At 57.9% G+C, this 12470-nt stretch carries 5 protein-coding genes; 2 read left to right on the forward strand and 3 right to left on the reverse strand.

Annotated features, from left to right (window positions below; translation table 11 throughout):
* Positions 1-13 precede the first annotated feature (13 nt).
* Positions 14-1444, forward strand: a complete 1431-nt coding sequence (locus tag KI611_RS19890) for an IS1182 family transposase (protein ID WP_226417383.1) — start codon at positions 14-16, stop codon at positions 1442-1444.
* A 423-nt stretch (positions 1445-1867) separates the two neighbouring features.
* On the opposite strand, the gene KI611_RS19895 is transcribed toward KI611_RS19890, so the two are convergent.
* The 3 genes from KI611_RS19895 to KI611_RS19905 all read right to left on the reverse strand — a co-directional run bounded on the left by KI611_RS19895 (position 1868) and on the right by KI611_RS19905 (position 8529).
* Entirely contained in the window at positions 1868-4180 is a 2313-nt protein-coding gene (locus KI611_RS19895) for an ATP-binding protein (RefSeq protein WP_226417384.1), read from the reverse strand.
* Entirely contained in the window at positions 4177-5646 is a 1470-nt protein-coding gene (locus KI611_RS19900) for a metallophosphoesterase family protein (protein WP_226417385.1), read from the reverse strand. Before KI611_RS19900 ends, KI611_RS19895 begins: the two co-directional genes overlap by 4 nt.
* 1167 nt (positions 5647-6813) lie before the next feature.
* Entirely contained in the window at positions 6814-8529 is a 1716-nt protein-coding gene (locus KI611_RS19905) for a hypothetical protein (RefSeq protein ID WP_226417386.1), read from the reverse strand.
* A 143-nt stretch (positions 8530-8672) separates the two neighbouring features.
* On the opposite strand from KI611_RS19905, the gene KI611_RS19910 reads away from it, so the two are divergent.
* Positions 8673-11855, forward strand: coding sequence for a tetratricopeptide repeat protein (locus KI611_RS19910; protein ID WP_226417387.1), 3183 nt, complete (start codon positions 8673-8675; stop codon positions 11853-11855).
* Positions 11856-12470 lie beyond the last annotated feature (615 nt).

Below are 12470 nucleotides of genomic sequence, written 5' to 3' on the forward strand. Positions count from 1 at the left end.
TCTGGAGGCTGGCATGAAGCGCTTCATTGAGGGTGACAATCGGCAGCAGATTACGCTCCTGCCGGAATCACTCGACGAGTACATCAATGCGGAGAATCCGGTCCGCGTTGTTGATCTGTTTGTCGACCAACTCGATCTTGGCGGCTTGGGTTTCTCTGTCGAGCCCGCCGCTACGGGACGGCCTTCATATCACCCGTCGACGTTGCTGAAGCTCTATGTCTACGGCTATCTCAATCGCATTCAATCAAGCCGCCGGCTAGAGCGGGAGGCGCAACGGAATGTCGAATTGATGTGGCTGCTCGGGCGGCTATCTCCGGATTTCAAGACCATTGCAGACTTCAGGCGGGACAACGGCGAAGGCATTCGCAACGCCTGTCGTCAGTTTGTCGTGCTGTGCCGCCAACTGAATCTCTTTGCCCAGGCGGTCGTGGCCATCGATGGCAGCAAGTTCAAAGCGGTCAACGCCCATGACCGCAACTTCACACGAGGCAAACTCGAAAAGCGGATGCAGGAAATCGACCGTTGCATCGAGCGCTATCTGACCGAGATGGATACCGCCGATCGCCAGCCTGCCGAGATTGCCCAAGCGAGAACGACGCGACTCAAAGAGAAGATGGCAACGCTGAAGGCCAGGATGGAGCAACTGAAGGAAATTCAGTCTCAATTGGACCAGTCGCCCACCGGGCAAATCTCGCTCACCGATCCGGATGCTCGTGCCATGGCAACCAGTACCAGTCGAGGGTTAGTGGGCTATAACGTTCAAACAGCCGTCGATACCCAGCACCATCTCATTGTTGCTCACGAGGTCACCAATATCGGTAGCGACCGGCGCCAGCTGGCAAAGATGGCCAGGCAAGCCAAGGTTGCGATGGCTGCGCCCGATCTCCAGGTCATTGCGGACCGTGGCTATTACCACGGCGAGGAAATTCACGCCTGTGAGGAATCGGGCATCACCCCGTTTGTTTCGAAGCCCATGACCTCCTTAGCCAAAGCAAATGGCCGATTCGACAAGGAGGATTTCGTCTTCGAGCCAAAGACTGGCGAGTATCAGTGTCCGGCCGGCAGCCGACTGATCTGGCGTTTCTCAACCGTTGAACGTGGCGCGCTGATCCATAAATACTGGAGCTCCGATTGCCCACGCTGCGCGATGAAGGAGAAATGTACGCCAAGCCCCTATCGGCGCGTTGCTCGCGGGGAATATGAATCCAGCCTGGAAGCGATGCAGAAACGCCTCGATAAGAAACCCGAAGCCATGCGCACGCGACGACAAACCGTTGAGCATCCATTCGGCACGCTGAAGGACTGGATGGGGGCCACACATTTCCTGACTCGGACCCTGGAACGGGTCAGTACCGAAATGAGCCTGCATGTCCTTGCCTACAATCTGAAACGAGTCATGAAGATCATCGGCATTGCAGACCTAAAGGCAGCCATGCAGGCCTAACCGGGCCTTTTTGCCCTTCTTATTCGGAATGCCAACCGGAAAACCCGAAATTAGTAGGCAGAATTTCTGCACCCAACCTGTAGCAGCCAAAATTTCCGAACGTTTCCACACAGCCTCCGGCCAATGCTGACATTGGGCTTGTAGCCAAACTCAGTCGGGAATGTGCCGGTGACCTGCCGTTCAGCCGTAAAACGTGATGAACGGCAGTTTCTCGATCTAGCGAACGCGAACTCCGACCGTTTGCGGTCAGTCAGCTTTCTCCAATGCCGCCATTGGGCCAATCTCAATTTCAGCGAAGCGGAATTCTACGAAGCGGCCGTTGGCGACCTCAACCTACTGGCCACTAGCGATTATTTACCAACGACAGCTAGGTGGAATGGTACTCATCAATACTCCGCGAGCACTAACCCTTCGCCATAGAGCCTACTTCCTGTCGATGTAAAGCAACTCGCATCGGACATCTAAGCGCTTTTTTTCTCCTGCATCGGGAACAAAGCAACTCTCAAGGTGGGCAGGTATCGGGATGAATATTCGATTCTTCATGACGATGGTGCAAGTCTCGACCGACCCTCCGCCAGACACGGAACTCACTGGCAGCATCGTCTGAATCTCGTAGTAAAGCCCAAACTCGCCGGAGTGATGTTCGAAGATGAAAAGTGCCTTCTGCCCTCCCCAGACTATCGAGGTGCGGTGGGGCTGAAGAAAGAAGTCTCCCCGCTCGTCGCGTATCCTGTCCGTCAATGCCAGAAAACACCGATAGCCGCGCAGTGCTGGCTCGCCGGTGCCGATCGTCAAGAGCTTACGAGGGGTTTCGATATCGAGGCGCTCAATCGGTGGCTGTGCACCTGAGCTGTCACGTTCTCCCGGGATGGCCTGCTCGTTCTCGATTACATCCGGTACAACTTCGCTGACCGATCCAGCAACTCCGGCATCGATCACCTGGCGGCTGCGCTTGGCCATTGCACCAGCGCGCGCCGCAGCCTGTGGCTGGGTGATCTTGCCATCGAGGTAATCCTTCCAGACCTTGGTCAGGCTTTCGACATCATCGTATTCATACTCGAACACCTCTCGATTACGCTGAATCGTATTCAGAAACGCTTCAGCTCCCTGACGTGTGGCGCTCGGAACGAGGTGCGAAATTTTTGGAAAGATGATATTCCGGACGAAGTCCTTCACCATGTGCTCGAAGGCGCCGTACTCCTTCTCGTACACCCGCTTAATTACCTGAAGCGTCGGACTAGATCGTTGAAGGACAATTTGGACCGGTTTCGCTTTTTCCTGCACAAGCACTGGAAGGCCGTGAGAGATGTCTCCGAGTTTGATGTCGGCTGAAACGAAATAGTCGCCCGACACAATTGTAGAGAGACGGAATGTAAAGGCAGATTCGGCCAGGGAATAATCTATCTCGGAAGCTGTGCTCAGGACTTTGGGCTCGTTGCTAATCTCCTCGATCTGGCAATACTTTGTTAGGTATTGGTACTCGCAGTCTCGGCGGGCGGCTTGGCGCGCGAGGATGACCATGGGCTGCTCCGATGAGCCCAAGTTGATGATCGACTGATCGTTACCCGCATACACCAGCAGAGGTTTTGCCAGCGAGCGCTTCTTCAGATCCTCGAGCGTCTCGGAATCTCCCGGCTCAATACGCACTCGCAGAAATCCGCAGAGTTCATACCGGCCGTGTGAATGCACCCACGAGATGAAGTTGGTGTTCTGATTTGACTCTGGCCGCTTCGCTAGGATTAGCGAGACAAACTCATCGAGCGGTTGCAGAATCTTCTGGAGCATTGCCACGCTCCCGGCAGTCAATGCCTCCCGACCTGCGGTCGGCTTAAAGAAGAGAAAGTCCGCAACGCCACCAAAGTTGTAGCGGCTCGCTATTGCAGTCGTCGCAAGCCCGAACGCATTGCGGTAGGTCATGATGCTCCCTGCGTTTTCGCGAAGGATTACACGCCCTTCGAACGGAGTCGAATCCACTGTAATGTTGCTCAGCGCAATTCGGACGTCACCCGTGCCGGCCACTTCCAACTCGAAGTCGCCTACTACACCTTGTCCGAATGCAACGCCGCTACCGGAACTCTTCGATGCCTGAGGAAAGTGTTGCACTGCACTGCTTATGTCGTTGAGGCTGACAACGGCTCCGTTTACTCTTACAGGAAACCGTAGGTACTTGACGAACTCGCGGATGTATTCGGTGGCAGCGTGCACATCGACTTCAGAGCCAGTAGCGATACTGGCATGGATCGTCGTGCCAAATTCGCCAGTAGGTTCGGCCGATTGAAATGTGATGCATTCCTCAGTCACCGAGAGGCTCGCCTTCTCAGCAAAGCAAACTGTGCGTTCGCGGGATGCGAAGCTCTCGGTTTCGACCGACAGAGAGCTCGCAATTCCAAAGTTGGCCATCGCGCCTATGCCAAAGGTTCCCACGACACCGGCGGCCTGAGCCTCCGGTGTGTTCTTACTGCTCGACCCTGCTTTCCAAAAGTTGTTTCTGAGCTCCGTAGCGGACATTCCTTTCCCGTTGTCGGTGACCTTGATGTCGTGGGGCGTAATCGTGACATCAATGAGCGGCTCGAAGGAGTCACCTGCATGTCGCCGCTGCAAGATGGCGTCAAACGAGTTCTGGATGTTCTCGCGAAGCAGCGCCAGCGGTGATGGGTAGATCTGTGCCGCTAGTAGTTCGATCATCTTGCTGATGTCGACCTCAAAGACGAACTTTTCGGTTGGCTGTGTGTTCATTTCTTACTTAGCCCTTCCTCGGCTGCGATGCGGCTCAAGAGTTCCCGCACCTGATGTTCAGGGAGCAACAGGCGGGTCGCATTTTGATCCAAATACGCCTTGGCAACAGAGCAATCTCCTTTACGAATCCGCGCTTCAACTCCCATAACCAACTCTTCGATGCTGCCGGGCTCAAGCGTGAGTTCTACGAGAGATGTCCAGTCCCGGGAGGATCCAGTGGCCTCCAGCAAGAGTTTACGTCCATATCCGGAGAGTTGATTGCGTAAGGGCCAGAGCTTGGCCACCGCCTCAGGATGGTGAGAAGTCTTCACAAGCATCTCGGCTACTTGAATGGCTGCTGTGATGGCTCTCTTGGCAGTGTCAATCGGCGAGCCAAGTGAATTCGTGGGCTGGTCCCACGTGACTTCCCTGGAACCACGGCGCTCAAACGCTGGCAGCGAGGCTGGCCCAAACATATCGGAGTCCATAATCTCGCGCACGTGGACTTCTGCGCTGCGAAGGTCGTCGCTGATCTCGATGATGCTGTACTGTCGGTGGCTGCCGCTCGGTAGATCTGCCCCGCCGGCGCACAGGGCACCCGTGCCGAGGATCGCCATAGTCTCCGATGCTGCTAGGCGCAGTGATTGCGCGGACACTTGGGCGCGGTGCTGATGCCCATACATCCCGACTCGAAAACCGCGTCCGATCATGGCACGCACTATCTCAATGTCCATGTAGTCGGTCCTGTAGGGGGGGCCCTCCAGGTTGTGGTGCCAGACTGCAATAGAGAGCTCGAATGGCCCGAGGGTGCGCATATCAAGATGGGTCTGCGAGATAACCCTTGCAGGAATGGCGCCGTGAAACGCGAAGCAGTCGTTCCCGTGGCAGGAGTTGAACGCGGCAACTCCAATCCGACCACCATGTAGCGAGTACAGATTGGCGTCGCTTCCCGGATCCACCCGTAGCAATCCGCCCACTCCAGAATAGAACGACCTAAAGAACTTCCAGAAGGCGTCAAACCGCTTGGAGTACAGCGCCGGGTCTACGATACGAAACACCTCCCTCGTGGCCCACGAGAAGCGAAACTGGCTGTCCGGCTCCTGCAGAGCGCTGAGCACGTTCTCGGGTAGATCACCCAACTCAACCAGCTGCATTGCACTCTTTGCCAGCTGCCAGTCAATATCATGGTTTCCGGGAACAACGATGACACGGGAACGGTCGCCTCCCAGCAGCTCTGCGGCGAGGTCTACCAAGAACGCCTCAGCTTCCTCATACTGGGCCTGCAAGGTGGCCTGACCATTCGGCGCCTTCAGTGGTACTCCTTGCACGACATCTCCGCTTACGACGATTGCGTCCGGCGGGCGAATGGGCTTGTCGCCTAGCGTATAGGAGTCGCGGTCCCTGACGAGCGCTGATAGCAGCTCCGCATTCGAAATCTTCGCATTTGGTGTGCGATGTAGGTCAGAGATGTGGAGTATTGAAAACACGGTCAAGAGTTCCTAATTTAGCGGGCGGTCAGTCATAGTACGCGCCGGCAGCTTCGACTGATCTATTTGCATTACATATACCTGATATGCCGCAGAACTCTTCGGTGTGCCGAGTTATTTTCCCGACAGAATCCGAAAGTACCGGAGACGATGACCTTCGTCAATTTGGCTTTGTCGAAAACAGTCCAGCGCCGTGTGTTCGACGCGATGCTTACTGAACGTCTGTTTTGGGGCTTGGAGAACGAAGGTTCCAAGGGGTAGCAAAGGTCGGATCCGGCTAAAGCCTGAAGTACCAACCGGTCATTCGGCCAGAGTTTAAGTCTACGACATCTGACCAACACATTGCGGCCGTTGGTGGCGCCTCATCCCAATGGCCGTTGTGGCCGATTTTCTGCCTGTTGTCGTTTGCATCAGGCCGCTGCTCGGCCTTATGTGGAGCTCCACATAAGGCCGATTATGTAGACCGCACGATTATGTGGACCTGATGTCATGAAGCGCCTTCACGTCCTTGGGGCACAAGGAATTCGGCGGACGGGTGATCAACATAATTTTGGGTAATTCGTGTCTCCGAGCAATCCGTGAACACGACAAACAACGGTTACTGGCAACGGTAATACGTGCCTTGGGCCAATTCCAGTGCGACATCTACGGCTGGGTTTTCTGCAGTCGGCGCCTTCGCTACCCTGGAAATTATGTTGAGCATGATGTCATCGCACCGTTTGAAATCCAGCTGGCTGTGTGCCTTCCAAGGTGGCGTGAACCCGCCGCTCTCCATAATCGCCGGGTCTACATAATCGGCCGAAGCTGCCGTTGGCTTCGATCGCTGCCAACGGCGGCAACCTGACCGTCAACGGTCGTAGCCTGGCGAGTTGGTCTCTACGTCGGCTTCACCGTAAGAGCTACAAGCCGCCCACAATTGCGCCACCAGCGGCATAACCACCGTTTGCAGCCGCTCTGAATGGCGCACTGGATTCACCACGATATCGGTCGTCTTGCCATCATTCGATAGCGGTATGGCGCGTCGGGGGCCATCACCGATAACGACGAATATTCAGCCTGACTGGTATTGATAGTTTGCTGGGATCCCTGCTGTCCGAAACCGGCCCATCGCTCGCGATCGGCGCATGTCTCGCGAACCAAACCAGCAACGCTGTACGCCGATCCAGCTCAGCGGGGACGCACCGTGGCAAGGACACCGAGCATCGAGCGTTCGGCTTGGCGCTTCTCCACCTGTTCTCCGACCTTCTCCTTGCCGAAGCCAAGTACGCCGCCACCAACTGCCGCAGTAGCTGCCGCGACAGGAATCGCAACACCGAGCAGCGGAGAAAGGCTTGGAAGCAACGCGGCTACGCCCGCTATGGCGATGCCTAATCCGCCGCCGAGGTACGCCGCCATCTTCTTAGGCGCGTACTTGCGCTCAATCTCGCTCATGGCCTTCTGCTGCCGTTGGACCAACGAAGCGAGGCCAAAGCTCACTTCACGCACCATGTCATTGGTATCGATGGCCGCGCCGCCAGCGAGCTGCGCCGTGTACTTGTTCAGTTCTTCGCGGAGCCAGCGATGCTCGTTGTTGGCGATCAGCTCGGTGAGTGTCTGGACAGGGATCGTCGCCAGCCAGGATAGGCTGTCATCTTGAACGGCCCGCAGGGTCTGAAACGCTTGCTCGGACAGGACGCTCTTGCGCAGGAGGTCTTCCGCGTTCGCCTGCGCGCACATCTCAAAGTAGTGCCAGTGCGCGCGCTGTGACAGAAGAGGCTGCGCACCGAGTTCAGTGGCGTTTTCGAGCAGGTGATAGTGTGGACGTACCCGCTCGAGAACGCCGTTCAAAAGCAGAACGCTGATCGGCAGCTTCTTCATTTTGGCGAGCATCTCTTCGGACCGCACGCCTTCGAGTGCCGCGATGTACGCCTTCGCTGCCTCCGTTACGCCAAACCGTTGGTCGGGTTGCGCGCCTGGTGGGATGAACAGCCCGCTTGCCAGAAGCGCCTGTGCAAATGGCTCGCCATGCTTGTTCGCGTACTCGAACAATTCGCCCACTGACGCAACAGTGCCTTCGCAGAGTGGGGCGACCATCCTAACGGCCAGTCGCTCCATGCCATGCTTGGTGTGGGCGTCGTGCTCTTCGAGGCCTTCTTCGAAGCTCGGGAAGACAAACACCGGAGGAACGGGCAGCCCGGCGTCGACCAGCGGGCTCAACTGGAGGATGTAGAAGAGTGCATTTGCGAGCTGGAGGTGCTTGGCGTTCAGGTGCAGGTCGGCCGAAAGATAGGGGTACACCGGATCGGGGAGCAGTTGTGTGTCGGCGTAGAGACCCGTGATGCGGACGGCATTGAGTGCGGACGGACCGAAGGCACGTTGCCCGCCGCTCACTAGACGCATGCCACCGAGCGTCTTTGCATGCTGGAAGAGCTTGACCGCGTTGGCGCTGTAGAACGCCGCCAGCTCATCAAATGCCGCGTTTGCTCTCTCGGCCATCGCGTCGGGCTCATGCTTCAACCGCCAGAGCATCCGGTCCTTGATTTCCTGCTCGTTCGCAACCAGTGCGACCGCTCTGCCGGTCAAGGCGGCAAAGAGCTGCGCGAACAGCCGGAAAAGTTCGGGCTGAGCCTCAGCCATGGGCAAGGATGACGGGGGAAGCGGCTCCGGCTCGCGCTGTGCCATGAAGTCGAGCGTCATGCCAGAGGTTCGACCGAAGGAAATTGCTCTTTTAGACATGCGGCTCGTGTCGACAAGACCCACAATGTTCAGCGGCGCGGCCATCAACTCCTCGGCAAGTTCACGGAACTGCGGAGCCACCTTCAGTTTGCCTTCACGCAAGGCCCGCCAGGCGGCCAATAGCCGCTCGGCAGTGCGGGCGTCAACCTCATTCCTGTCTGTCATCATGGGTCTCCGTATCCAGATCAAATCCATCAATGTCCGTGGCATGATACCTGCCTGCCGCACTCGCAACTGATCATGCTGTCACTTTCGAGCGGAAGACGGCACGTGTATAAGCAAGTAAACATCAGGGAAGGTATACGCACTCCATGGCGAAGAACCCGATGGGAATAGGTCCCAAGCCGTCCGAATACATGCGCCAGCTACGGCCGGAACTCTACTCGGACTCCACTTCGCGGACATCGCACCGGCTGAAGCCCGAGATCCTGTCACACCACCTCGACACAATCACTGAGCGTAATCAGACGCACGATTTCGAGATCTTCTGCCGCAAACTTTGCGAGCGCACGATCTGCCCGAATCTGCGTCCTGCGACTGGCCCCGAGGGGGGTGGCGACAGCAAGGCCGATACGGAAACGATCCCGGTTGCTGATGAAATCGCCAAGCTACAATACATCGTCGGCCAAGCCAATGGCGGCCGGGAGCGCTGGGCTTTCGCTTTCAGTGCGAAACAGAAATGGGCCGAAAAGGCCCGCTCCGACGTTGAGGGGATCGTCGCCACCCGGCGCGGCTACCACAAGATCTTCTTTGTCACCTCGCGGGCTGCGCGCGCCAAAGATCGGGCGCGCGTCGAGGACGAACTCTCGCGCGAACATGGTCTGCAGGTCACGATCCTGGACCGGGCATGGATCATTGGCGAAGTCATCGACAAGAACCGCAGAGACCTCGCCTTCAACTATCTCGCCATCGGCGAAGAAGGGACCGAGAGCGAACTCGGGCCGGAGGACTATTCCCGAACGCAACAACTGGCCGACATCGAACGCGAGCTGGACGATCCGACGGCGTTCGAGGGCATGGCCATGCACCTTGCGACGGAATCACTGGTTGCCGCCAAGCTTTCGCGCAGCCTCGGATTTCCTCGAACTGACGTCGATGGCCGATTCCTGAGGGCCGTTCGTGTCGCCGACAACGGTGGCACGCGGCGCCAAAAGCTTGAGGCGCGCTACGAATGGCTATGGACGGTCTTCTGGTGGTTTGATGACATCGACGCCGTGGTTGCCGGATACGATCAGTTTGAAGCCGAGGTCATCGAAGACGACAACGCCAAGAACCTGGAATTCCTATGCAACCTCGCGCAGCTGCTCTTCAACGCAGTCTTCCGGAATAGCTGGCCCCGGGAAAAGGCGCAACTGGAAGCGCGCGTCGCTCGGCTGAAGACGCGACTCGCGCAGCTGGCCAATGAAGCCGAGCGACCAAACAACGCCCTTCAGGCCCGCACGTCGCTGCTAATCGTGAGAGTCAATGAAGCGATAGTCAATGACGCCACCGCCGATCTGTCCTCGTTGTGGCCTGAGTTTTCAGACGTACTCTTGAAGGCGGAAGGACTGGGCGAGTTTGAAGGGTCCCGGTTGGTCAAAATGATCCAGGTGTTCGGCGAAGTCGCCGGGAACGATAGCGGCTACCGCGATCTTGTCGACCAGGCCTCCGAATTTGTCGGCAACAGGACCAGCGAAGGCGAGGGCGCGTTGATCCTTCTCCGACGCGCAAAGCAGCTCGCCGACGCCGAGCAGAGCATGGAGATGATCCGACTCCTCGGCAAGGCCGGGCGACGGCTGAACAAGAAGGAATACGCCGAGCAATTCATCGAAACGATGTCGCTCCTCGCGATCGCCTATCGCAGCGCGGGCCTGCTTTGGGCGGCGCGCGCAGCGTTTACGACGGCGGTGGCAAGCCTCTTCATCGAAGGCGATGAATCCGGAAGCGTTCCCGCGAAGGTCTTCCCAACGTTGATGGTCGGGGCATGGATCGCGGTCGAACTGAAGCATTTCCCGGAGGCGCTGGAGGCAATTCAGATCGCGCGCGGTTGTTTATCGTCGCTCCCTTTCAGCGATGAATCAGCGAAAGCCGCCCAGGAACGTTTGCAGGACTTCGACGGGGTGCTCGCCTGCCAGATCATCAACCTCGGTGAAACCGACCTTGAAGGGCTTCGCACGGCGCCGGACATCTTGGAGGGGCTGGGTCTCTTCGTCAGCCGAGCCGCATTGCTCTACGCGCTCGGTCACGAAAACCTCCTGCGGTCGGACGGGTCGATTCCTGCGGAGGAGTCGGCATCCGACGCGGCCAAGCTCTTTCAGACGTTGGCCGATCAGCCGGCCGCTGACGCGGTATGGCGTCCCTCGGTTCTTAACGCCGGAAGCAGGCAAACCTTCTCCACCTCCGTACTCGGGGTCCGCGTCGATGTCGTGCACGACACGACGGACGCATCGATCACACTGGCCGAAGCCGCCGTCGGCGTCATTGAAGCGCTCTTCGCCACCGCCTATGAAATCGAGGCTGCGGCACACATTGAACGCTTCAGCGCGCGCATTGTTGAGGCCGATGTCGCCAGGTACGAGGTTTCGATCGACGCCGATCAGACGGGGCTGACCGTGCAATGGCCCCGCGGCCTCCTTCCCCGCCCGGCATCGTCTTACGACGACTACCACGACATGCTGCTGGAGGTGGCTAGCGCGGTGCTCTCTTCCACCTGTCACATCATCAACCCGAAGGCAGCGCTGCCGCGATTGTTCGAGAACGACGCGGCGATCGATCGCGTCGCCATGGTGGGATCTGTTTGCCTTGGCCGCGCACGAATCTTCGGCGGCGTGTCCCGCCTTGCCGCGTGGGATCGGCACTCGCCTGAACGCTACGACGTTCTGCCGAGCAGGCCGCGCATCCTCCGCTCGGTTACCGCGATGAGGCGCGGCGAGTCGCAGAAGGACGACGAGGAAGGGGCCTTAGCTCGCCCGGCGGTCCATGACCATCGCGACATGCGCGTTCGATCGGTGATCGACGTGCACCTTTGGGATCGCGCGAATTGGATCGGCGCCGCCTTCGGTGATTTGGGCCCACATGCGCCGCCCTGGTTCGGCCTAATGTTCACACACGGGGATGCCGGAACAAGGATCTTCGAGCGTTGGCGGGAGCGGTTCGGCGATGTTGACGAGGATGAAGAAATCTATATCAGCATCGTTCGCAAGTTCTCGGAGGAGCATCCGAAGCATTATGGATTGATCGTCACGTCGAAGGTGCATGATGATGAACGCCTGTCGATGGTCGCATCGCGTACGAACATCATGCATCCGTCGGACGATGTCAATCTGTCCCGCTTTCTCGCCGCTTATCGGCAGAGTGGAGCGTACCTGCTGATGCCCGCAATCTATAGCGGCTCAGGCGCGCCCTCGTTCCTCCGTGATCTGGCCCTCATGAAGCGGGCCTTGAGCGTGAAGGACGCAGTCGATATCACCGCCGCCGATATCGAATCCGCGCATCTGAAGCTGTTCCGCTCATAGACGAATGACTGGTTGCCGCGGCAGCCGTTACTCACCAGACAGACCCGAGTGGCACCAACCGTGTCGTTATGTGGAATACCACATAAGGGCACGATCCGACTGTAGCGCATGCGGGGAAGCAGACGTAGAGACCAATTTGCCGGACTACGGCCGTTGACCGTCAGGTTGCTGCCGTTGGCGGCGACCTACCCCAACGGCAACACTGGCCGAACTACCGCCGAATGGAAAATTCAGGCGATTGACCGGAGGTCGGCCTCAGCAGCCATTGGAGGCGAGCCGATTGAGCGACGGCTCTGCGTTGGTATGCCGCCGGTCAAGTACGCCCGGCGTGAAAATTCGGGCCAGACGAATCTGAGCGGCAGCTTTTCGACCTCCGCTACTCACACTTTGTGCCCACTGCCGTCATTCGTCATTGCGATCATCCAGCGGCAGCTCTCTGAGTGCAGCAGTCACTCGGGCTGTCCGACCACTGAGACCTCATCGGCCATTGCTGCCGGTGGCGTTGGCTGGATTGAACGACCGTTATTGCGAAGGATGCTGACGTTTATGGAACGGTGCCTGAACGGTTGCTTGTTTGTATCAAGGGAAAGCACAGACAACGGAATAACCCGTATG

Origin of the sequence: Dechloromonas denitrificans, from assembly GCF_020510685.1 — a bacterium.
GTDB classification, from domain to species: domain Bacteria; phylum Pseudomonadota; class Gammaproteobacteria; order Burkholderiales; family Rhodocyclaceae; genus Azonexus; species Azonexus denitrificans_A.

Bases quoted from the DNA above. Each gene is read 5' to 3' on its own strand.
- KI611_RS19890 (WP_226417383.1), top strand. From the start codon at position 14: ATGAAGCGCTTCATTGAGGGTGACAATCGGCAGCAGATTACGCTCCTG.
- KI611_RS19895 (WP_226417384.1), bottom strand. From the start codon at position 4,180: ATGAACACACAGCCAACCGAAAAGTTCGTCTTTGAGGTCGACATCAGC.
- KI611_RS19905 (WP_226417386.1), bottom strand. From the start codon at position 8,529: ATGATGACAGACAGGAATGAGGTTGACGCCCGCACTGCCGAGCGGCTA.
- KI611_RS19910 (WP_226417387.1), top strand. From the start codon at position 8,673: ATGGCGAAGAACCCGATGGGAATAGGTCCCAAGCCGTCCGAATACATG.